The sequence below is a fragment of the Fodinisporobacter ferrooxydans genome (genome assembly GCF_022818495.1).
GTDB lineage: Bacteria > Bacillota > Bacilli > Tumebacillales > MYW30-H2 > Fodinisporobacter > Fodinisporobacter ferrooxydans.
In genome coordinates, this window is the sequence record NZ_CP089291.1 from 1,272,501 (window position 1) to 1,294,614 (window position 22,114).

The window sequence follows — 22,114 nt, forward strand, 5'->3', positions numbered from 1 at the left end:
TATGATTCGCTAGAAGCGAGAAGTGCAAGGAATGACCGGAGCAAGTGAAGGAGCGTACGGTATTGGTACGTGACTGAAGCGAGTGATGGGAATGACACAGCAATTCGAAGCTTATAGTAAATAGAGTCGAATCAGAAGCGAGAAATACAAGGAAGCGCTTGAGTGACGGAAGGAGCGTACGTATTTGGTACGTGACTTACGGAACGAAAGATGCTGACGCAGTAGTTCGAAGCGATTCAATAAATGATTCGCTAGAAGCGAGAAGTGCAAGGAATGACCGGAGCGAGTGAAGGAGCGTACAGTATTGGTACGTGACTGAAGCGAGTGATGGGAAATGACACAGCAATTCGAAGCTTATAGTAGAATCAGATGTCTGGTGATGATGGCAGAGGGGATACACACGTACCCATCCCGAACACGACCGTTAAGCCCTCTAGCGCCGATGGTACTTGGAGCGCAGGCTCCTGGGAGAGTAGGACGTTGCCAGGCGAAAAAACAATAGTTGGAAATATCGAAGTCGCTCGGAAAGTTGAAGCGGCTTTTTTATTTGTTACAGTAAATCGCAAAAATCAGCATTCAAGTTTTACTTGAGCTATTTTGTGTATCATATAAAGTTAAAAAGATGTTTAAAAAGCCTCTGGTACATGGAAATCCCATTTGTGCCAGAGGCTTTTGATTCATTCGTATTAGAAAATATTTCGTATTTCTTTGCGTGCCACGCCTGTGCGATTCGCCGCTTTGACGACTGCATCACGTACTGCTTTGACGACCTTTTTGTTGAAAACACTCGGGATAATATACTGTTCATGCAGTTCTTCATCAGAAACAACAGATGCAATTGCTTGCGCAGCTGCTAACTTCATTTCCTCATTAATACATGTGGCTCTGGAATCTAATGCACCACGGAAAATTCCCGGGAAGCATAAAACGTTATTAATTTGATTCGGATAATCCGACCGGCCAGTCGCTAATACACGAACATATGGCTCAGCGTCTTCAGGATCGATTTCCGGATTAGGGTTTGCCATCGCAAATACAATTGGATCTTTGGCCATTGATTTTACGTGTTCAATTTTAAGTACACCAGGACCAGATAATCCAATAAATACATCCGCTCCTTGAATCGCTTCTGCAAGGCTTCCGGTCAAATTGTCAGGGTTTGTAAATTGTGCGTAATGTGTCCACATACTGTTCGTGTATTCTTCATTTCGATTGATAATACCGGCACGGTCAACTCCAATCACCTGTTTAACGCCTGCTGATAAGATCATTCGAGTACATGCAATGCCAGCGGCTCCGATTCCGCAGACAACTACTTTTAAGTCTTCTAATCTCTTTCCAACAAGTTTTACTGCGTTTAACAATCCTGCTAATAAAACAACGGCTGTTCCGTGTTGATCGTCATGGAAAACAGGAATATCCAATTCTTTCTTTAAACGCTCTTCAATTTCAAAACATCTAGGCGAAGAAATATCTTCCAGATTAATTCCGCCAAAGGCAGGAGCTATTGCTTTTACAATCGCTACGATCTCATCTGGATCTTTTGAATTAAGACAAATCGGGAATGCGTCAACTTGGGCCAATTGTTTAAACAACATGGCCTTACCTTCCATAACGGGCATTGCTGCTTCCGGACCGATATCACCCAAACCTAACACAGCAGTTCCATCCGATACAACAGCTACTGTATTTCGTTTAATTGTGAGTTGGTATGCTTTGCTTGGATCTTCATGAATCGCTTGGCATACACGTGCAACTCCTGGTGTATAGACTCTTGATAGATCATCTCGATTTTTTACAGGAACTTTAGAGTTAACTTCGATTTTTCCTCCGATATGAACTAGGAAGGTACGGTCAGATACGTTGACAACTTTAATACCGGGCTTGGAATCAAGAGCTTTTACGACTTTTTGCCCATGTGCACGATCAAAGACGTTAACGGTTACATCTCGAGTAACATGAGATTTACCCACATGAATAACGTCCACCGCAATAATATCGCCACCAGTTTCGCCAATTGCCGAAGCAACTTGTCCAAATGTTGTAATGGAATTCTCTAGTTCAAGCCGTAAAATCAGACTTAAACCCGCGCTATTTTGAATTGCCAAGGGAAATCCTCCTAATCCCATTGAATCTTTAAAGATGGTAGTTTATTTTGCAAGAATGCAAAAATACAGTACGTTACTTTTATACATTCTAACAGAATGTACGATAAGCAACAAATACAGAAATAATAGGTATGTGTACGAGTATGTAGAATGATTTAGCGTAATCATATATTGAAGTAGTTTTTTAATGGAAAAAGGAGTTTTTTATAGGGGTATCGAACTTGTTTCAGAATGGAGGAAATGGAATGCTGAACGAGAATCAAAACCGTATCCCCCTATTGGAAGCGATCATTCGCCATGTTCAAAAGCGCCCGGTTCCGTTTCATGTCCCAGGACACAAAATGGGACGGGGGGTTGTCAGTGAATTTGGAAATTGGTTGGATGCAGCATTAAAACTAGATATAACGGAATTACCCGGTCTGGATGATTTGCATGCTCCTAGTGATTCCATTTTAACGGCCCAAGAGTTGGCGGCAGCAGCATTTGGCGCCGAACAAACATTCTTTTTGGTGAACGGAAGCACTTCTGGAAACTATGCGATGATTTTAAGCACTTGCAAGCCGGGAGATCGCTTAATCGTTGCACGTAATTTCCATAAATCAGTGATACAAGCATGTACATTGGGAAACATTCACCCCGTGTATATGGATTTGCCGATAGATAAAGATATACAGTCTGCAGGTCCAGTGCCTGTAGAATCTGTGGAAATGGCCATACAAAAATATCCTGATGCAAAGGCCGTGCTCATCACAAGCCCGACCTATCAGGGAATTTATTCACCCATTCGGGAAATAGCAGAAATCGTTCATCGTGCAGGCATGATTTTACTAGTAGATGAGGCACATGGTGCACATTTACATTTTCACCCGCAATTGCACAAATATGCTGCTTTGGTGCAAGGAGCTGATCTTGTTGTTCAAAGTACGCATAAAATGCTGGGATCCTTGACACAAACAGCGATGTTGCATGTAAATGGAAAAGGAGTAGATCTTCAGCGTTTGGCGAAGTATGTGTCCTTTAGTCAAACGAGCAGCCCTTCTTATCTGCTGCTGGCTTCTCTGGATGCTGCTCGCTATGTTATGGCGATGGAAGGCGAGCGATTGTTGAGCAGGGGGATGGCTCAACTACAGGATTTTCATGCAGCCGCAAAACGTTGGAAATGGATTCAGCTCGTTCCGCGAAAGGAAGACAGGGATCCATTCAAGCTCATTTTCCGATTGAAACGAGGTACTCCTGCATTTGCGGAGGAATGGCTGCGTACGAATCATGGGATATTTTTCGAAATGGCTACACCTGATCATTTACTTGCAGTTGCAAGCTATGCAGATACGAAAGGGATGATGGAAAAGCTGCTTCGAGCACTCGATGCACTGGATCAATGGTTAGACAGATTTGACGTTGCCACAGCGGATATGTCCCATTCATCCGATGATGCTTTTCTATTGCCCTTTCAACCATCGGTCAAGGAGCCGGTATTAGGGCTGCGAGAAGTCGAGGATTCAAACTGGGAATGGGTAAATATTGAGCGTTCTTGCGGTCGTATTGCCTATCACTTTGTAGCGCCTTATCCACCGGGTATTCCGATCATATGCCCAGGGGAACGCATTGAGTCTCACATGATCAAAAAAATTCTTTCGTGTATTCAACAGCGTGGGAATGTTCAGGGGCTTGGCGGGAGTAATAAAACGCAAATTGCGGTTTGTATAGAGGAGAAGTAAAGCAGGTACGAGACAGCGGCAAGAGGAGGGCTTGCATTGCCAGGTATTTTCCTAACGATAGAAGGGCCGGATGGCGGAGGAAAAACATCGCAAGTGCAGCTATTGGCTGCACAACTTGAAAAAAGAGGCATACATTACATCAAAACGAGAGAGCCGGGGGGAACGGCCATTAGTGATAAAATCCGTGAATTGCTGTTAAACCCTGACTCAAAAGATATGGATTCGAAAACGGAAGCTTTGTTGTATGCAGCGTCCCGAGCCCAACTCGTAGCGGAAGTGATTCGGCCAGCACTCCAAAAAGGATATGTCGTGATTTGCGACCGTTATATGGATGCGAGTATTGCATATCAGGGAGCACTTGGTTTGCATCATGACGATGTACGCATGATCAATGAATTTGCGACAGACTGTTTGCGCCCGGATCGTACGTATCTGCTGGATATTCGCCCGGAAGAAGGATTAAAGCGGATACAACGGGCAAAACGGGCAGAGTTTTGCGGGGATTTGGATCGAATCGAGCAGCGTGCGCTTGCCTATCACAATCGCGTACGGGAACAATTTTTACGGATTGCCAAGGAACGCGGAAGTCAGTATGTCGTGTTGGACGGTGAACAGCCGAAAGACATAGTGGCTGAGAGTATATGGAGTGATTTTTCAACGTTTCTCAATTAATGCACAAGGTATTGCTTTGTAATCTTTTTATAGAAAGGATTTGAGTAGAGTGAAACTTGTGATTGCTGTTGTTCAGGACAAAGATAGTACGCGTTTACAGAATCGATTGGTAAAGACGGGCATTCGTGCGACGAAACTGGCAAGTACCGGAGGATTTTTAAAGTCTGGCAATACCACGTTTTTAATTGGGGTGGCGGAAGAACGATTGGATGAAGTATTGGACATGATTAAAGAGAGTGGCCGTTCCAGAGAACAAATGGTTACACCCATGTCACCGATGGGCAATCAAATTGAATCCTATGTGCCCTTTCCTGTGAGCGTACAGGTAGGTGGAGCGACTGTCTTCGTATTAGATGTTGAACAATTCGAACAATATTAGTCGGCGTACAGAGAACACATAAAGAGGGCAGATATGAAGATTGGTGAAAGTCTACGCACAGTTGTTGAGCGGATCGGTACGCGGGAAGATCAGCGCTTGCAGGAAGGAACGCATTCGTCTTTCCGCGAACTGTATTCCAAGGCCAGCTCAAAATTACAAAAGGAAGAATTGGATCGTCTCCTGGTTTCGATTGATGAAATGGGGCAGCGATTAAAGAAACGGTTTGCTTGGAATGATTTAAAACAGTATAAAGAACGGATTCAAAAATTTTTGGAACAGGTTGTGAAAAATGGATATTCGACAAAAGAAGAGCGAGGATTTGACCGGCGTGGTAGAATGAAAATATATCATGTTGTCAGTCAAATCGACGATCTTTTGTCAGAACTGGCTTCTGAGTTAATTAAGGGAGAGCAAGATCAATTGGAGATCCTTAAAAAAATTGGCGAAATTCGAGGATTATTGATCAATTTATATATGTGAGGTTTAGGGCGCATGGACTGGTCAAAAGTAGGACGAGCCGGGTTTCTCTTGCAACATGCGATTCAAAGCAACCGTTTAGCGCATGCCTATTTATTCACTGGACCAGAAGGCATGTATAAATTGGAAATGGCCCGCATGTTCGCAAGAGCAATTTTATGTAAAAATTCTGTAGACAAACCGTGCAATGAATGTCTTTCGTGTCGAAAATGCTTAAATGGAAATCATCCTGATATTATTGAAATTCATCCGGAAGGTGCCAGTATTAAAATCGATCAGATTCGGAGCCATCAAAAATTGCTGTCTCTGAAATCTGTGGATGTATCCTATAAAATCTACATTGTGGATCGGGCCGATTCGATGACGACCGAAGCTGCGAACAGCCTTTTAAAAGTACTTGAGGAACCCGTTTCTCCAGTCGTTGCCATTTTGATTGCAAAAAGTCCATCTTCCGTATTGCCCACGATTCTTTCCAGGTGCCAGCGAATTTCTTTTGAGCGGATTTCTTCAGAGGCAATCCGAGCGGATTTGGAGCGGAATCAAATTTCGAAAGATCAGGTTGATCTTTTGGCTGAAATAGCGGAAAGTACTGATGAAGCCAGGAAATGGGCCGGATCTGATGTGTTTGCCGAATGGATAGCTGTAGTGTTACAATTAACAGAAGATCTGACTTATAACAGGGGAAATCCACTGTTTACAATACAGGAAAAAGTTATAAAATCTCATTCAGATCCAGCGGAACTGTCGTTGTTTCTGCAGTGTCTGGCGTGGTGGTTCCGTGATCTTTTGCATGTGAAACTGGGCGTTTTCGATGATCTTGCATTTCAACAACAATTGCAGCGTTTACAAATGCAAGAATCTCTCTATTCGATTGATGCCATAACGAACATGCTCGTTACTGTCATTACGACAAAAGACCGATTGCAATACAACGTGAATGTACAGTTGGCGTTTGAACATATGATTTTGCGGTTACAGGAGGTGAAACATGTATACAGTAGTAGGGGTGCGATTTAAGAAGGCAGGTAAAATCTATTATTTTGATCCGGGAGAGCTTGAAGTTCAGCAAGGGGATTCCGTTATTGTAGAAACCGCACGGGGTGTGGAGTTCGGTAATGTTGTTGTTGGAAAACGAAGTGTAACGGAAAAGGATGTTGTATTGCCGTTAAAGAGCGTATTGCGAATTGCTGAAGAGCAGGATCGGATACAAGTGGAAATCAATAAATCGGATGCAAAAGAGGCATTCGGCATATGCCAGGAAAAGATTCGGGAACACAGCTTGATCATGAAATTGGTTGATGTGGAATATACGTTTGATCGGAACAAAATTATTTTTTATTTTACTGCAGAAGGTAGAGTTGATTTTCGTGAACTCGTAAAAGATTTGGCTGCAGTATTCCGTACAAGAATTGAGTTAAGACAGATTGGTGTGCGAGACGAAGCCAAGCTATTGGGCGGTATTGGTCCGTGTGGCAGAGTGTTGTGTTGTTCCTCTTGGTTGGGTGATTTTGATCCTGTTTCTATTCGAATGGCGAAAGATCAAAATTTGTCTTTAAATCCGGCGAAGATTTCCGGATTATGTGGCCGTTTGATGTGCTGTCTGAAATTTGAATCAGATGCGTATGATGAAGAGAATATAAAAGAGTCGCTCTTTTTATATAAAGGATATTAATGAAAGTAATCGAATAGTTACAATTGCAAGATGTACAGCAGAAGGCATGAGGATTGTGGATAGATGGGGGAGGTTCCATGGATAAGCAGTCAGTCTTTGAACAAGTTGCCCAACTGGAAGAGCGCTTGGGGGAGTTTTACCAGGAGTTGGGCAGTCTCAAAAAGAAGATTGTTGAATTGCTGGAAGAAAATCAAACATTAACCATGGAAAACGAACATCTTCGGCAACGCTTGGAAACGAGTGAACCGGCAAAATCCTCAGGTGATGAACTGGAACAGCGTGGAATGATTCACGGAGAAGGTTATGATAATCTTGCAAGGCTGTACCATGAAGGTTTTCATGTTTGCAATGTCCAATATGGGAGCTTGCGAACAGAAGGAGATTGCCTGTTTTGCCTCTCCTTTTTAAATAAGTAATATGTCAATTTTGCAAAATACCGCCTGACCCAAAAGGGTCAGGCGTTTCTTGTGGGGATGCTAAAATAGAGTCATAAATTGAATCAACAAGGTTAGGTGCAAAGGCGAATGAAAATCATGTTATATGAAGGAGAACGCATTGATGATTTAATGACCGCAGGCAGAAGAATCATCCAAAGCAAGGAAGTATTCTCGTTCTCCATGGATGCAGTTTTATTGGCGAGATTCGTTACTGTCAGAAGGCGGGATACCGTTATCGATTTGGGAACAGGCAATGGAGTTATCCCTTTGCTATTGACTACTCGTTTTGAATGTTTAAAAATTACCGCTGTGGAAATTCAACATCGATTAGCAGATATGGCAATGCGCAGTGTGCAGTTGAATGATTTAACTGACAAAATTCAGGTGATTGAGGGAGATCTGCGAACGATGCCGGATCAATTGGGACATGGGATTTTTGATGTTGTTACTTGTAATCCTCCATATCGGCCAGTAGGTGAAGGGGACCAGAACCCGAATCATTATGTAGCAGCGGCAAAACACGAAATCCATTGTAACCTTTTGGAGATCCTCCAATCAGCAGCTAAACTTGTACGATTTGGAGGAAAAGTAGCCATTGTGCATAGACCGGATCGTTTGACAGATATACTTTCACATATGCGAGGAGTCGGCGTGGAACCCAAACGCATGCGTATGGTACATCCTAAGCTGCATGCAAGACCGAATATGCTGTTGGTGGAAGGAATTCGGGGTGGTAAACCGGATCTTGTTATCGATCCGCCGTTACTTGTACATAAAGAAAATGGAGAGTATCATCCGGAAATTGAAAGAATTTATTCAGGGGGGGTTGCTGCATGGCAAAATCAGATGGAGAAGATATAGAGATTGTATCGATCGAAGAAGTATATAGCTATGCTGGCGAGGATGGTGTGGGCATATTGTATCTTGTCGCCACACCGATAGGGAATTTATCAGATATTACATATCGTGCGGTGGAAACGTTGCGAAGTGTTGACATCCTTGCGGCGGAGGATACTCGGCAAACACAAAAACTGCTGAATCATTTTTCGATCGAAGGACCTAAACTGATTAGCTATCATGAACATAACAAGCGGCAACAAGGTGTACAATTGGTCCGTGCATTATTGGACGGACAGTCTGTTGCAGTGGTGACAGATGCAGGAACCCCCGGTATTTCCGATCCCGGAAGTGATCTTGTGCAGCTTGCCATTGAGGAGAAGATTCCGGTTGTCGCCATACCAGGCGCATGTGCTGCGATCACAAGTCTGATTGCATCCGGTTTGAATACTGAATCTTTTACGTTTATTGGATTTTTACCGCGGGAGAAGAAACAGCGATTCGACCGCTTGGAACAGTTGCGAACACATCAAGAAACACTGATCTTTTATGAATCTCCTCATCGAATTAAACAGGTGCTGCAAGACATGGAGTCTGTTTTTACGAATCGGGATGCGGTGCTGGCAAGAGAATTGACCAAACGCTACGAGGCGTTTACACGTGGAAAACTTAGTGACTTGCTAGATTTTTTGAATAGGAATGAACCGCGAGGAGAATATGTGATTTTGGTGCGGGGGATTACACAGCAAGAGTTGGAAACAGAATTGGAAGATCTCGCATGGTGGAAAGATCTGAATTTGTCGGATCATGTCGAATTATTAATAAGAAATGGACGAGATCAAAAAGAAGCAATAAAAGAAGTAGCGAAACTGCGGGGCCTTTCGAAACGAGATGTGTATCAGGCGGTACACAAAAATACGTAGCAAGCAATACGACAACGGGCATCCCCCTAAAAAATGGAGGGTGCCCGAATTCTTTAAGAGGATGTCCAAAAAGTAGTCAAAATTCGTTCTGCAATCAATAAATTGAAAAAAATTACTCAGCAATCACTGGATTGTTCAGTAAATCTGTCAATTCTTTAATCGCTTCTTTACTCACCATTTTTCCTTTATAGAAAACAAGATTTTCAGCATTGCCGGTAAAGATACAAGCAGGTTCGTATTTTTTCAAGATAATACGATCACCATCGACAAAAATCTCCAATGCATCTTTTTCAGCAATTCCTAACGTGCGGCGTAATTCGATCGGAATTACAACACGACCTAATTCATCGACTTTACGTACAATACCCGTTGATTTCATTTATTTTCTCTCCCTTATTTCTACAAATTTCGACAAAATCCGCTGAAATCATTGTACCAATCATTCCCATAATAGTCAACACTTTTTACAGTGTTGTAAATAGGAATTTACTGGTTTGAATTTTTTTGAACCTTTAAGTATAATTAGACATATTTTTTGGTAAACATTTGATTAAGCAGGATTGAGATTAGGCAGGATTGGAGATTGTGTTTTTAGGTTTTTTTCGATACTCTCATTATATAGAGACAGCTTAGATGTCGAATACGTTCATTTTGCTATCGTTCCATTTCATTTGTATGCTTCGGCATTGAATATGGGATTTGAAATTATGGGATTTAAACTAGATACGAGATGCGGTGCAAGGAAAGAGTACCTATGAAAATCCAAAACAGAGTGCCAGAAGATATACTGTGGACAATATCTGAGGATAAAGGATGTTTTGGAAAGTGAAGCAGGGTGGTACCACGTGAGTTAGACCTCTCGTCCCGGCTGGGATGCAGAGGTTTTTATATGCTTTGGAGGGATATGAAATGGGACAAGGAGTTCATTCAAACAACAACACGTTTTATATTACGACGCCGATTTATTACCCCAGTGACAAGCTCCATATCGGCCACGCCTATACGACGGTTGCCTGTGACGCCATGGCTCGCTATAAGCGGTTAAGGGGCTACGACACCTGGTTTTTGACAGGGACAGATGAACATGGACAAAAGATTGAAAGACGGGCAGAAGAAGCAGGGAAAACGCCGCAACAATTTGTCGATGACATCGTGTCTACCATTCGTGCGTTGTGGGACCGTCTGGATATTTCCTACAATGATTTCATTCGTACGACAGAGTCTCGGCATAAAACGGTGGTTCAGAAGATTTTTCAAAAACTTCTTGACCAAGGGGATATTTATCTTTCCGAATATGAGGGATTGTATTGTACACCTTGTGAATCTTTTTGGACAGAACGGCAAGCGCCCGATCAGAAATGTCCGGATTGCGGCAGACCTGTCGAATGGGTCAAAGAACAGAGTTATTTTTTCCGGATGAGCCATTATGTCGATCGATTGCTGGAATATTATGAGGCGAATCCTGATTTTATTCAACCTGCTTCAAGAAAAAACGAAATGATCAATAATTTTATAAAACCGGGGCTCGAAGATTTGTGTGTGTCGCGAACGACCTTTGCATGGGGAATTCCAGTGCCGAACGATCCAAAGCATGTCGTGTATGTGTGGCTGGATGCCCTGACAAACTATATTACCGCATTAGGATATCTCTCGGATGACGAAGAGCTGGAGGAAAAGTTTCAAAAGTTTTGGCCTGCGGATGTGCACGTAGTCGGAAAAGAAATCGTACGTTTTCATACCATATACTGGCCGATTATGTTAATGGCATTGGATTTGCCATTGCCCAAAAAAGTGTTTGCACATGGATGGCTTTTAATGAAAGACGGCAAAATGTCAAAGTCGAAAGGGAATGTGATCGATCCGAATGTATTGATCGATCGATATGGCTGTGATGCCATTCGCTATTTCTTATTGCGGGAAATTCCTTTTGGAGCGGATGGCGTGTATACACATGAATCGCTTTTGCATCGGTTAAATTTCGATTTGGCGAACGATTTGGGCAATTTGCTGAATCGTACGGTAGCAATGGTTGAAAAATATACGGGTGGTCCATTGCCGGCCTGTTACGATCTGTCAGAAGTAGATGCAAATTTACGTTCCGTTGCACAAGAAACCATTCAAAAAGTGGAAGAGGCAATGGATCAAATGCATTTTTCCAACGCGTTGACGGCGATTTGGCAGTTTGTCCACCGCACCAATCGTTATATTGATGAAACTGCACCATGGGTGTTGGCGAAGAACCCTGAGAATCAGGAACGTTTGCAGACCGTTTTGTATCATTTGGTAGAATCATTACGCATTGTCAGTATCGTACTCCAGCCATTCATGACACAGTGCCCAAAAGAAATGTGGCTGCAATTGGGTATTGAAGCAGGGGAAGATACGACTTGGGAGAGCACGAAGGAATTTGGACGACTGAGGAGTGACGGGAAGCGGGTGGCAAAGGGCGCTCCTCTTTTTCCAAGACTCGATGTGGAAGAAGAAATTCATGCATTAACAGATAAAAAGGAGAACCAGGGAATGTCTGAGGCAACGGCAGGGAATCAAGCACTAACTCAGAATCAAGGGGAAGAAGCAAAGATCAAGAACGTCTCAGAAGCTGCAGACGCAGAACAATCAATGATTTCCATTGATGATTTTGCCAAAGTAGAACTTCGGGTGGCGGAAGTGATTGCCGCAGAGAAAATTGAAAAAGCGGATAAATTATTAAAATTGCAGTTGGATTTGGGAGCGGAGACACGTCAAGTCGTTTCAGGAATCGCAAAATATTATCAGCCGGAACAATTAATCGGTCAAAAAGTCATTGTCGTTACCAATTTAAAACCGGTAAAATTGCGCGGAGTCGAATCGAATGGAATGATTTTGGCAGCATCGGAAGGGGATCAATTGGTACTGGCGACAGTACCTGCAGGTATCCCATTGGGAGCGAAAGTCAAATAGAAGTCAAGGAGTTCGAACAATGATACGGTTATTTGATACCCATTGCCATCTGAATGATCCCAAATTTCAAGACGATCTTGCGGCGGTATTGGAACATGCCGCCTCCCAAGGCGTCTCTTTCGTCGTTGTTCCGGGATATGATTATGACTCCTGTTTGCGGGCGATGGAGCTTGCGCAAACCCATTCCATGCTCTATGCGGCCGTCGGATTCCATCCTCACGATGCGAAAGATGTGACGGAACGCTATTTTTCGGAATTGGAACAGTGGGTGAAGGATCCCAAAGTTGTGGCGATTGGAGAAATCGGTCTGGATTATTATTACGACAATTCTCCGCGGGAAGTGCAGCAGCAAGTGTTTCGCAGGCAAATCCAGTTTGCCAAAGCATGCCGTTTGCCGATCATTATCCATGACAGAGATGCACATGGGGATATTGTCACAGTTTTGAAAGAAGAAAAAGCAGAAGACATCGGCGGCATTATGCATTGTTTTTCCGGAAGTTTGGAAATGGCAAAAGAATGTATTCATATGAATTTTTATATATCCTTTGGCGGACCCGTCACGTTTAAAAATGCGAAACGTCCGCGGGAAGTGGCGGCACACATTCCAATCGAACGCTTGCTGATCGAAACAGACGCGCCTTGGCTGACACCGGAACCGTATCGGGGGAAGCGGAATGAACCTGCGCATGTAAGATTTGTAGCCGAAAAAATTTCGGAAATCCGCGGCATGACGCTTGAACAAATCGCAGAAATTACAACGGCAAATGCCGGAAGGTTGTTTGCGAAGATCGTTGAATAAGGATTGGATCGATGCAGAGATGGGTGAGATATTTTGATTCGTGAAGTCATTGTTGTCGAAGGCCTGCATGACAAACAAGCGATTGATCGGGCCGTACATGCAGATGTACTGATCAGCAATGGTTCGGCTGTTTCAGAATCGTTTCTGAAGCTGGTAGAACGGGCACAGCAGCAACGGGGCGTGATTATCCTGACAGACCCGGATTATGCCGGGGAGCGGATTCGCAGAATTGTAAGCAGGCGTGTACCCGGTTGCAAGCATGCGTTTCTGCCAAGGGAGCAGGCGATAAAAAACGGTGATCTCGGTGTTGAGAACGCCTCTCCGGCTGCCATACAACGGGCTTTGCAAGAAGTTCGCAGCGAATGGGAAGGCGGGCGCGAAGAGTTTACATGGGATGAAATGGTTGAATACGGCTTAAATGGGCAATCCTACTCCGGCCAGTTGCGCAAGATGTTAGGAGAACGATTGGGAATCGGATACGGGAATGCCAAAAGTTTTTGGAAAAAGCTGAACATGCTCGGTGTCGGTCGGGAAGAGTTTGAAACGGCACTGGCAGATTGTCTGAAGCAACTTGCTTGAATCATGACCGGAAAGGTTACGAAAACGATGTCAAAACAACGGTTGGTCCATCCGGCGTTTGCACAACAAGTGATCGAACGGCATGGATTTTCATTGAAGAAACAATTGGGGCAAAATTTTTTGATTGATGCCAACATATTGGGGAAAATTATTGATGCAGCAGCAGTTTCCAGCGAAGAAGGGGTTCTGGAAATTGGCCCTGGAATCGGCACGTTGACACAAGAATTAGCGGAACATGCCGGTCAAGTGGTAGCAATCGAAAAAGATGACCGCTTGATTTCTGTTTTATTTGATACACTTCAAACGTACTCCAATGTTCATGTGGAACATGGGGATGTGTTAGATGTCGATTTAAAACAGATTTTTGCAACATGGTTTCAAGGGCGGAAGGTAAGCGTTGTTGCAAATTTACCGTATTATATCACGACACCGATTGTCATGCGTTTGTTGGAAGAGCGTTTGCCATTGCATTCCATTGTCGTAATGGTACAAAAAGAAGTTGCCGAACGCATGGCCGCAAAACCGGGAGGAAAAGATTATGGAGCTCTTTCCATAGCTGTCCAATACTATACAAGACCTGCCATTGTATGCAAAGTGCCGCCTTCTGCGTTTATGCCGCCGCCGAATGTTGAATCGACCGTTATTCAATTGCAGGTGTTGTCAAAGCCTAGCGTACATCTAAAGGATGAGGCTTTATTTTTTCAAGTGGTGAAAGCAAGTTTTGCGCAACGCAGAAAGACATTGGTGAATAATTTGTTACATACTCCGTTCCTCACTCTTACGAAGGAGCAGATACAGGATATACTTGCTGCAGTGCATATCGATCTGAGACAACGAGGAGAGACGCTTTCTTTACAGGATTTTGCAAACCTCTCGAATACCATTTATAACTATAAGCAGCATTTGTAAGAGCGGATCTGCAGTCTATTTGAGGAAAGTACTGAGACATCTTTGCCCAATAAAATATGTGGCAAAGATGAAAGAAACCAGCTATTCTTGTTACATAGCCTGTTGGTTTCTATTTTGTAGGGGTTACGGCATCCGCCAAAGGATGGTGTCATAAAAAGAATGGATTTGTTTTTGCAACGATTGGTTACAATTCAAGGAGCAAATGCATTGATCCTGTGTCATGATCATGCGGATAGCGATGCTGTTGGTGCAGCGTATGCACTTGCAAAATATTTGGATGGAACGATTGGCGTCCCCAAACGCGTAGCCGCACATGCAAAAGGATTATTGGATACATTGCGGACAACCATTGTTATACAGCCGGATCTTTCGAATTTTCAGCATGTCATCGTGGTAGATACGGCAAATGCTGCTCAGTTAACGGATTGTATGCCTGCAAAATTTTTATTAATCGATCATCACCCTACCAATACATTATTGCATGCAGCAGAAAGTGCCTTATATGACGGCACCGCATCATCGACAAGTCAACTTGTATATCGCATGTTTAAAAAAGCAGGCATCCCGATTGATCGAGATGTTGCTCTTGCATTATGTGCAGGTATTATGACAGATACGATCAATTTTCATAAAGGTGATGCAGAGGCTTTTCAAACCTTTGGAGAATTGCTGGAAGCGGCAAAATTGACCTATGAGGATGTACAGTCGTTGTATGTAGTCGATGAACGGAAAGACCGCAAAGCAATCATCCAAGCTGCACTACAGGCCCGGCATGTAGAAATTGAGGGTTATGAGATCTTGGTCACACAAATTCATACGAATATTCCAACATTTGCAGCACGAGCTTTATTTGATTTAGGTGCTGATGTGAGCGTAGTCGGATATACCAATCAGTCGGATATCGAAATTCGAATGTATCTTCGGCATGATTTAATCGAACAATGCGGATTGCATGCGGCAGATATTCTAAAGCGTGTCAAAGATATTGATACGAAATTGGTGTGGGGATATTCTTTGTTTGCGGGATATCGTTCCCAAGGAAATTTGGATGGAATTTTACAATCTGTCCTCGATACGTTTCAAGAAGTTCTCGCCGAACGGTCATAAGCAGCGGTTCGTACAAAGTGGCGGCGGCCTCGCCGAAAGAATGCAGGCATTTAGGCGAGACGACCGTCGATCATCAAACAACCCTTTGCAGTTTTTATGAATCGTGTTGAATTTGTATCTGTTTAATTATGTCGAATCTTCTCTCTTGATGATATCCATCAAATGCATGATCTCCAAATACTCGACTTCGAGGTTTTCCCCGCAGAATATGCAATGCTTCCAGGCAATCTCCAATGATCGTATCGCGAATCTTCTTTGTGTGTTCCGGATCTTTAAAAGCGGAACCCAATCGTATATGCGGAACATGTACAGGTGCGTCAATATGCATGCGCAACAAGCCCGCTTTTGCCAATACGATCGGCGGCTGGGCAAGATCACATAAGGGAATGCGACGAATCAAACGGGCGGAAACAACGGAAGGGCCATGTGCGGGATTTGCGTAGCCGATTTGCCGAAACATGTGCAATTCTTCTGCAATTTCCCGGCGTTTTTTTAATAGCAGATCATTTTCCGTATTTTGAAAATGAACTCCGTAGCAATCACAAAGAGCCAAGTCCAAATGAAAAGCAACTGCTGTATGCAAAAGCGTCGCTAACGTATCGTCCATGTGTCCGACCAGGTCTCCATCGTAAAACAATATATAATTGGCCCCTTTTCGCAGAGCATACTGACTGCCGATTGCCCGCGGCACATCAACACCTAAGCGAAAGGGGAACGAGAGGAGATCAATCGTTGCGTCTTTCTGCTGCAGTTCGCTAACAATCGTTTCGGTATCATCCGTACAGCCATTGGCAACAACAAGAATATGCTTACAGCCGGCACGTTTTACCGTCGCAATCGCGCGATCAATACGTGCAGCTTCGTTCCAGGCGGGAATGACAGCATACAAACATAACACCCCCTCCATGCATCTTATGGATACACGCACCATTTTGCACCGTGATACATACACTGCCTGTAAATCTGCCTACAGCCTATCTTTGCGATGGTTCAATCACAGAAGCCCTTTTGAACATCGTATCGATATGGTTGAAGTGGAAAGATTGGGGGAACAGACATGTGGCAGACAGGGGACGTAGTAGTGCGGAAGTCATACGGCAGGGACTTATGTTTTCGCATTGTCGAAATCGATGAGACTTCTGAGTCTGCTACGCTCAAAGGCATTGATGTTCGGCTAATGGCGGATGCACCATTAGAAGATCTTGAGATCGTTACGCAAGCGGATCGGGCTTTATACCAGGCCCCGTACAGAAAAGAGGAGAGCGATACATTACGGGTCATTCGTCAGGAACGGTTGTTGGAGCATGAAAAACGTGCATTAAAAATTGAAAGCAAATACCGAGGAGTAGAAGATTTTTTCGAGCGGCCCGGTCAAGTTCTCCATTTAGACGGTGATGGAGAATATTTGAATAAATGTTTGAAAGTATATGGGGAATTGGGAATCCGGGCAGTCGGGCATCATGTTCAAGAGTCAGAGATGGCCATACATTTATTGGAGTTGCTGGAAGTCTATAGCCCTGATATTTTAATTTTGACGGGGCACGATGGTGTTTTACGAAAAGGGCAGGATTTAAGCAATGTATATAATTACCGAAATTCAGAACATTTTATAAAAGCAGTAAAAATCGCCAGAAAATTCGAACGAAGTTTTGATGATCTTGTCATTTTTGCAGGCGCCTGCCAGTCTCATTATGAAGCGCTGCTAGGTGCCGGTGCCAATTTTGCAAGCTCCCCGCATCGAATTTTGATTCATGCTCTTGATCCGGTATTGATTGCGCAAAAAATTGCGTTTACACCCATTAACCAAACGGTAAATATTTTCGATGTCGTTAAATCGACGATTACAGGTACAGACGGTTTGGGTGGAATCGAATCGAGAGGCAAGTATCGAATCGGCTTGCCGCGCTCACCGTATTAAATTTTGGGCATAAAGGACCATTGACAAAAAAATCATTCAGTTGTTATAATATTTTGTTTCGTTTGACACATACTATCTCACATGCTATAATTTTACGTGGAAAGAGGTGGTGTGTGTGTCAAAAAACGCACTAAGCGAAATCAAACGTAATCTTGAGGGCTTTGTTGGTGAGAAGATTATGTTACGCGCCAACGGTGGCCGCCGAAAGACGATCGAACGCACTGGAGTACTTGAAGAGACATATCCCTCAGTCTTTGTAGTGAAGCTTGACCAATCGGACAGTTCCTTTAAACGAGTTTCCTACAGTTACGCCGATATCCTTACGGAAACTGTGGAATTAACGGTTTGCAAGGATAATGGTGGACATATTCGCATCACCTATGTAGAGCATTAAACGTACGTTTTCACAACTTTGTGTATACTGAATATGGATCGGCACTCCTGTGTCGAGTTTTAAAACAAGACGTCTTGGAAAAGGCGTCTTTTTATTTTGACTGCAAATGGACATGCTATTCCCATACGCCAATTTCTAAAGGAGATGATAATCGGAATGGCACGACGTCGAGGAATCATGTCAGAACAATTTAAAGTTGAACTGGCCAAGGATTTGGGATTCTATGATACCGTGCAGCAAGAAGGTTGGGGTGGCATTCGAGCAAGGGAAGCCGGTAACATGGTGAAACGCGCCATTGAATTGGCGGAACGCGCGCTTGCGGAGCAATCCCAATCGAACACATAGATGGATTCTCCTAAAGGCGTAAGGGGCTTATCAAAAAGGGTAAGCCCCTTTTTTAGCGTATATCGGATGCATATTTTGAGGCAAGATGGCAACGCTTTATAGTAGCTTTTTATTTTTTGTTTTACCTTTTATTCATGTCGTATTGACAAAGAGAATTTAGCTTATTCCCTAAGGGGGCACGTTTGGATTTGAGCCAAGTAGAGGGAACATTAGTGATCATTGGAGGAGCTGAAGACAAAAAAGGAAATTGTGATATTCTGCGAGAATTCGTCAAGCTCTCAGGGAGCAAACATGCTCGAATTTTAGTGATAACCGTTGCGACTGAATTGCCGATCGAAGTAGGGAATCAGTATATTGAAGTGTTTCAGAGAATTGGGGTTGAAGATGTTCGGGTGCTCGATGTTTCCAATCGGGATGCTGCCAATTCTCCAAGTGCTGTCCAGCAAATTGAAAATGCAACAGGTGTGTTTTTTACAGGAGGCGATCAAATCCGCATCACGACATTGCTTGGAGGAACGCAAATTGATGCGGCATTACACAAAGGCTTGGAAAAAGGCATGGTATTGGCTGGAACAAGTGCCGGTGCATCCATGATGAGCAGTACGATGATTGTAGAAGGAACCGGGGAAACCAATCCGAAAATCGGTATTGTCGACATGGCGCCAGGAATGGAGTTTATTCGTGGTGTTGTAATTGATCAGCATTTCGCACAAAGAGGTCGTCTAGGCAGATTATTATCGGCAGTTGCCCAATATCCCCATCATCTCGGGTTAGGTATTGACGAAAATACAGCGGTTGTGGTAGAGGGTCTATCCTTCCGGGTGATTGGTGATGGAGCGGTCAGTGTAGTAGACGCTGGAAGCTTGGTGTATTCGAATCTGCCCCATTTAAGAAAAGATGACGATCTGGCTTTGTGTGGAATAAAACTGCATATTTTGCCTGCCGGATACCGATTTCATTTACGAGATCGAATGCCCATTTTAGATGGGGATGAGGATTCTAAAAGAGAAGGTAACAGGGAGTTGAAGTGATGAGAATCGCTGAGATTCGGTCGATTCCAGGCCCGAATATTTATATATATAAACCTGTAATCGTCATGCGATTACATTTGGAGGAATTAACAGAGAAAGAAAGTATCGAATTTCCAGGATTTATCGAGCGTTTATTAGAGGCTCTCCCAGGTGTGCATAATCATCATTGTGCGAAGGGAAAACCCGGAGGATTTATCGAACGTCTATATGGAGGTACATATTTTGGACATATTGTTGAACACGTCTGTTTGGAATTAACGGAATATGCCGGTTTCCCTGCGCACTTTGGCAAAACTCTTTATGCAGGGGGACCTGGCATTTATGATGTAATCGTAGAGAATAAAGCGGAAGAAGCGACCAAATTTCTTTTGCAAGTGGCTGTAAAATTTGTCGAAGCATTACTCCATGGATATGAATATCCGCTTTATGAAGCAATTGAGAAAGCGAAACGCATTGCTTGTGAATCTGAGCTGGGACCCAGTACAAGGGCGATTGTGGAGGCGGCCGGGCAGCGCGGAATCCCGGTGTATCGATTGAATCATGATTCCCTTGTCCAACTCGGAACGGGTTGTTATGCAAAACGAATTCAGGCGACAATTACTGAACAATCCAGTTGTATTGCTGTTGATATCGCATCAAATAAAGAACTTACCAAGACGTTGCTGGAACGGGCAGCCATACCTGTACCCGCTGGTGGAATTGCCCGCTCGGAAGAGGAGGCAATGCGAATATTCGCATCTTTGCAGGCAGCGGTTGTCGTTAAGCCACTTTCTGGCAGCCAGGGTAAAGGTGTTTCGACGCAATTAGAGACAACGTCAGATGTGAGACGGGCGTTTCAGATTGCACAGCAATATGGAAATGAAACTGTAGTCGAGCAATTTTATCCGGGGCGAAACTATCGTCTCCTGCTCGTAAACAGCAAACTGATTGCCGGATCGGAGCGGATACCCGCGCATGTCATTGGCGATGGCATTCATTCCATTGGCCAATTGGTTGAAATCGTAAACGAACAGCCGGAGCGCGGCGTCGATCATGAAAAGCCATTGACGAAAATTATGATTGATCCTGTAGTCGTCAGTTATTTGACAAAACATGGACGGCGATTACAAGATATCCCGAAGGCAGGGGAAATTGTATATTTGCGTGAAAGTGCAAATTTAAGTACAGGCGGAATTGCCATTGATGTTACAGATGAGATCCATCCGGAAATTCGCAAAATGGCAGAACGTGCCGCACGGGTGATCGGATTGGATGTATGCGGCATCGACCTGGTTGCGGAGGATATCACAAAGTCAATTGACTGTCAATCTATAGCGATTATTGAAGTCAATGCGGCACCGGGAATCCGCATGCATCATTTCCCGAGTATTGGTGAAAAACGAGATGTAGCGGGAGCGGTGGTGGATGCTTTATTCCCCAAAGGAACTCCCGCACGAATTCCGACTGTTTCGATTACAGGAACAAACGGAAAAACGACAACGACACGCATGATTGGACATGTCATGCAGAATGTGACTGGCAAAACAGTTGGAATGACAACAACCGATGGGATTTATATCAACGGAGAAAGAATTGCCAAAGGCGATACGACCGGACCGCGCAGTGCCCGTATTGTCCTTGAAGATCCAAGTGTCGAGATCGCTGTTTTGGAAACGGCGCGTGGCGGAATTGTTCGATCCGGTCTGGGATATGATTGGGCAGACGTTGCCGTTCTTACAAATATTTCACCTGATCATATCGGTCAAGACGGCATCGAGGAAATTGAAGATTTGGTGCATATTAAATCCTTGGTGGCAGAACGGGTGAGATCTGGCGGTACGGTTATTTTAAATGCGGAGGATCCCAATTTAACGGCTTTGGCCAAACGATTGAAACAGCAAACCATCGTTTATTTTAGCTTGGATAAGGATCATCCGGTTGTAAAGAGGCACCTATCCATCGGCGGCACATGCTTTTATAAAGATGGAGATTGGCTGGTAGAAGCATCAGGCAGTGTTCAATGGAAAATCATGCATGCGGGAGAAATTCCCGTCACCATGTATGGTTTGGCACAATTCCATATCGCCAACGGATTGGCGGCGGCGGCAGCTTGCCGGGCTCAAGGGATCACTCGGGAAAAGATTGCGCAAGCTCTTGGCACGTTTTCCAACAACCCGGGACGGGCCAATTTCTATAAGGTCAACAAAGGGTATGTATTGGTGGATTATGGACACAATCCGGATAGTTTTAAAGCCATTTGCAAAATGGCAGGTCAGCTGCAGGGACGCCGAATTACAGGTGTTGTCGGTGTTCCTGGCGATCGAAGTAACGCAATTGTGGAAGCATCCGCTCGTGTGGCTGCCGAAGGATTTCATAAATTGCTGATTAAAGAAGATATAGATACACGGGGACGGGAACGCGGGGAAATTGCCTCGATCCTATTTGAAGTTGTCCAACAATTCGTACCGTACCGGGAATGCAAAGTCATTTATAATGAATGTGAGGCTTTGGATACAGCGATTCGTGAAATGATTCCGGGGGAACTTGTCGTAATCTTTTACGAAAAATTGCAGCCAGTCAAACAGGTTCTGGAAAATTGGAAAGCTGTACAGGTGGAAAGTTTGGAGGATGTTTCACCGATTGAGACTGTATCAGCGAGTCAAGTATAACTTATAAAAAGGGGCGCCCTACATGGCGCCTCTTTTTGCGTTGCTTTGCAAATGTTTTATGAATACATTGTACGGCAACTTTCCGCTCCATAGTGTACGAAACAAATTCAATATTCGTTTGTTGTATGAATCTGTCAATGAATGCATAAAAAGGATTAGACAGAAACAAATCAAACCATGTAGAATCATAAGGAAACAGATGTAGAATTTGCTATCCTTTG

At 43.8% G+C, this 22,114-nt stretch carries 22 protein-coding genes and 1 rRNA gene; 20 read left to right on the forward strand and 3 right to left on the reverse strand.

From position 1 onward, the window contains the following. Positions 1-372: 372 nt before the first annotated feature. Positions 373-489 (forward strand): 5S ribosomal RNA (gene rrf, locus LSG31_RS05980). Positions 490-686: 197 nt separating this feature from the next. Here the strand turns inward: rrf and LSG31_RS05985 are convergent. Beyond that, positions 687-2,078, reverse strand: coding sequence for an NAD-dependent malic enzyme (locus LSG31_RS05985; RefSeq protein WP_430734268.1), 1,392 nt, complete (start codon positions 2,076-2,078; stop codon positions 687-689). Between the two features lie 275 nt (positions 2,079-2,353). Here LSG31_RS05985 and LSG31_RS05990 point away from each other — a divergent pair, with 275 nt between their 5' ends. The 9 genes from LSG31_RS05990 (at position 2,354) to rsmI (ending at position 9,223) form a co-directional block, all read left to right on the forward strand. Then, entirely contained in the window at positions 2,354-3,826 is a 1,473-nt protein-coding gene (locus tag LSG31_RS05990) for an aminotransferase class I/II-fold pyridoxal phosphate-dependent enzyme (protein WP_347438475.1), read from the forward strand. Between the two features lie 36 nt (positions 3,827-3,862). Next, positions 3,863-4,498, forward strand: coding sequence for a dTMP kinase (tmk, locus tag LSG31_RS05995; protein WP_347438476.1), 636 nt, complete (start codon positions 3,863-3,865; stop codon positions 4,496-4,498). A gap of 49 nt (positions 4,499-4,547) precedes the next feature. Continuing rightward, positions 4,548-4,877 (forward strand): cyclic-di-AMP receptor, encoded by a 330-nt coding sequence (locus LSG31_RS06000; protein ID WP_347438477.1) that lies wholly within the window; start codon positions 4,548-4,550, stop codon positions 4,875-4,877. A gap of 33 nt (positions 4,878-4,910) precedes the next feature. Next, a complete protein-coding gene (locus LSG31_RS06005) occupies positions 4,911-5,357 on the forward strand; it encodes a YaaR family protein (RefSeq protein ID WP_347438478.1) in 447 nt (148 codons plus the stop codon). Between the two features lie 12 nt (positions 5,358-5,369). After that, a complete protein-coding gene (gene holB / locus LSG31_RS06010) occupies positions 5,370-6,371 on the forward strand; it encodes a DNA polymerase III subunit delta' (protein WP_347438479.1) in 1,002 nt (333 codons plus the stop codon). Further along, complete coding sequence (locus tag LSG31_RS06015; protein ID WP_347438480.1) at positions 6,343-7,026, forward strand: PSP1 domain-containing protein; 684 nt, start codon at positions 6,343-6,345, stop codon at positions 7,024-7,026. The genes holB and LSG31_RS06015 overlap by 29 nt, the downstream gene beginning before the upstream one ends. Positions 7,027-7,103: 77 nt before the next feature. Next, positions 7,104-7,442, forward strand: coding sequence for a DNA replication initiation control protein YabA (gene yabA / locus LSG31_RS06020; RefSeq protein ID WP_347438481.1), 339 nt, complete (start codon positions 7,104-7,106; stop codon positions 7,440-7,442). Between the two features lie 108 nt (positions 7,443-7,550). Further along, a complete protein-coding gene (locus LSG31_RS06025; RefSeq protein WP_347438482.1) occupies positions 7,551-8,324 on the forward strand; it encodes a tRNA1(Val) (adenine(37)-N6)-methyltransferase in 774 nt (257 codons plus the stop codon). Further along, positions 8,297-9,223: a 16S rRNA (cytidine(1402)-2'-O)-methyltransferase gene (gene rsmI, locus LSG31_RS06030; protein WP_347438483.1), complete on the forward strand. Its 927-nt coding sequence runs from the start codon at positions 8,297-8,299 to the stop codon at positions 9,221-9,223. The genes LSG31_RS06025 and rsmI overlap by 28 nt, the downstream gene beginning before the upstream one ends. Before the next feature lie 112 nt (positions 9,224-9,335). Here the strand turns inward: rsmI and LSG31_RS06035 are convergent, their stop codons facing one another. Beyond that, the gene (locus LSG31_RS06035) at positions 9,336-9,602 is read right to left on the reverse strand and encodes an AbrB/MazE/SpoVT family DNA-binding domain-containing protein (protein ID WP_347438484.1); all 267 of its coding nucleotides are present in this window, start codon (positions 9,600-9,602) and stop codon (positions 9,336-9,338) included. A gap of 530 nt (positions 9,603-10,132) precedes the next feature. On the opposite strand from LSG31_RS06035, the gene metG reads away from it, so the two are divergent. The 5 genes from metG to LSG31_RS06060 all read left to right on the forward strand — a co-directional run bounded on the left by metG (position 10,133) and on the right by LSG31_RS06060 (position 15,557). Beyond that, on the forward strand, positions 10,133-12,163 hold the full coding sequence (gene metG / locus LSG31_RS06040) for a methionine--tRNA ligase (protein WP_347438485.1): 2,031 nt from the start codon (positions 10,133-10,135) through the stop codon (positions 12,161-12,163). A 19-nt stretch (positions 12,164-12,182) separates the two neighbouring features. Next, complete coding sequence (locus tag LSG31_RS06045; RefSeq protein ID WP_347438486.1) at positions 12,183-12,962, forward strand: TatD family hydrolase; 780 nt, start codon at positions 12,183-12,185, stop codon at positions 12,960-12,962. 33 nt (positions 12,963-12,995) lie between these two features. Then, the gene (gene rnmV / locus LSG31_RS06050; protein WP_347438487.1) at positions 12,996-13,541 is read left to right on the forward strand and encodes a ribonuclease M5; all 546 of its coding nucleotides are present in this window, start codon (positions 12,996-12,998) and stop codon (positions 13,539-13,541) included. A gap of 27 nt (positions 13,542-13,568) precedes the next feature. Further along, entirely contained in the window at positions 13,569-14,450 is an 882-nt protein-coding gene (gene rsmA, locus LSG31_RS06055) for a 16S rRNA (adenine(1518)-N(6)/adenine(1519)-N(6))-dimethyltransferase RsmA (RefSeq protein ID WP_347438488.1), read from the forward strand. A 159-nt stretch (positions 14,451-14,609) separates the two neighbouring features. Next, entirely contained in the window at positions 14,610-15,557 is a 948-nt protein-coding gene (locus tag LSG31_RS06060; protein WP_347438489.1) for a DHH family phosphoesterase, read from the forward strand. Positions 15,558-15,651: 94 nt separating this feature from the next. Here LSG31_RS06060 and LSG31_RS06065 read toward each other — a convergent pair whose 3' ends face one another. Further along, positions 15,652-16,446, reverse strand: a complete 795-nt coding sequence (locus LSG31_RS06065) for a glycosyltransferase family 2 protein (protein ID WP_347438490.1) — start codon at positions 16,444-16,446, stop codon at positions 15,652-15,654. Between the two features lie 168 nt (positions 16,447-16,614). Between LSG31_RS06065 and yabG the strand changes: the two genes are divergently transcribed. From yabG to cphA, 5 genes are all read left to right on the forward strand, one after another. Further along, positions 16,615-17,475, forward strand: coding sequence for a sporulation peptidase YabG (gene yabG / locus LSG31_RS06070; protein ID WP_347438491.1), 861 nt, complete (start codon positions 16,615-16,617; stop codon positions 17,473-17,475). Positions 17,476-17,590: 115 nt separating this feature from the next. Next, complete coding sequence (veg, locus tag LSG31_RS06075) at positions 17,591-17,869, forward strand: biofilm formation stimulator Veg (RefSeq protein ID WP_347438492.1); 279 nt, start codon at positions 17,591-17,593, stop codon at positions 17,867-17,869. Positions 17,870-18,025: 156 nt separating this feature from the next. Beyond that, positions 18,026-18,214 carry a small, acid-soluble spore protein, alpha/beta type gene (locus LSG31_RS06080; protein ID WP_347438493.1) on the forward strand — a complete coding sequence of 63 codons (189 nt, stop codon included), beginning with the start codon at positions 18,026-18,028 and terminating at the stop codon, positions 18,212-18,214. 188 nt (positions 18,215-18,402) lie between these two features. Beyond that, positions 18,403-19,245 carry a cyanophycinase gene (locus LSG31_RS06085; protein ID WP_347438494.1) on the forward strand — a complete coding sequence of 281 codons (843 nt, stop codon included), beginning with the start codon at positions 18,403-18,405 and terminating at the stop codon, positions 19,243-19,245. Then, the gene (gene cphA, locus LSG31_RS06090; protein ID WP_347438495.1) at positions 19,245-21,893 is read left to right on the forward strand and encodes a cyanophycin synthetase; all 2,649 of its coding nucleotides are present in this window, start codon (positions 19,245-19,247) and stop codon (positions 21,891-21,893) included. The genes LSG31_RS06085 and cphA overlap by 1 nt, the downstream gene beginning before the upstream one ends. The last annotated feature ends 221 nt before the right edge of the window (positions 21,894-22,114 follow it).

Bases quoted from the DNA above. Each gene is read 5' to 3' on its own strand.
- LSG31_RS06025 (WP_347438482.1), top strand. From the start codon at position 7,551: ATGAAAATCATGTTATATGAAGGAGAACGCATTGATGATTTAATGACC.
- cphA (WP_347438495.1), top strand. From the start codon at position 19,245: ATGAGAATCGCTGAGATTCGGTCGATTCCAGGCCCGAATATTTATATA.
- metG (WP_347438485.1), top strand. From the start codon at position 10,133: ATGGGACAAGGAGTTCATTCAAACAACAACACGTTTTATATTACGACG.
- LSG31_RS06035 (WP_347438484.1), bottom strand. From the start codon at position 9,602: ATGAAATCAACGGGTATTGTACGTAAAGTCGATGAATTAGGTCGTGTT.
- LSG31_RS06060 (WP_347438489.1), top strand. From the start codon at position 14,610: ATGGATTTGTTTTTGCAACGATTGGTTACAATTCAAGGAGCAAATGCA.
- LSG31_RS05990 (WP_347438475.1), top strand. From the start codon at position 2,354: ATGCTGAACGAGAATCAAAACCGTATCCCCCTATTGGAAGCGATCATT.
- rsmA (WP_347438488.1), top strand. From the start codon at position 13,569: ATGTCAAAACAACGGTTGGTCCATCCGGCGTTTGCACAACAAGTGATC.
- yabA (WP_347438481.1), top strand. From the start codon at position 7,104: ATGGATAAGCAGTCAGTCTTTGAACAAGTTGCCCAACTGGAAGAGCGC.
- holB (WP_347438479.1), top strand. From the start codon at position 5,370: ATGGACTGGTCAAAAGTAGGACGAGCCGGGTTTCTCTTGCAACATGCG.
- LSG31_RS06015 (WP_347438480.1), top strand. From the start codon at position 6,343: ATGTATACAGTAGTAGGGGTGCGATTTAAGAAGGCAGGTAAAATCTAT.
- yabG (WP_347438491.1), top strand. From the start codon at position 16,615: ATGTGGCAGACAGGGGACGTAGTAGTGCGGAAGTCATACGGCAGGGAC.
- rsmI (WP_347438483.1), top strand. From the start codon at position 8,297: ATGGCAAAATCAGATGGAGAAGATATAGAGATTGTATCGATCGAAGAA.
- LSG31_RS06080 (WP_347438493.1), top strand. From the start codon at position 18,026: ATGGCACGACGTCGAGGAATCATGTCAGAACAATTTAAAGTTGAACTG.
- LSG31_RS06045 (WP_347438486.1), top strand. From the start codon at position 12,183: ATGATACGGTTATTTGATACCCATTGCCATCTGAATGATCCCAAATTT.
- LSG31_RS06005 (WP_347438478.1), top strand. From the start codon at position 4,911: ATGAAGATTGGTGAAAGTCTACGCACAGTTGTTGAGCGGATCGGTACG.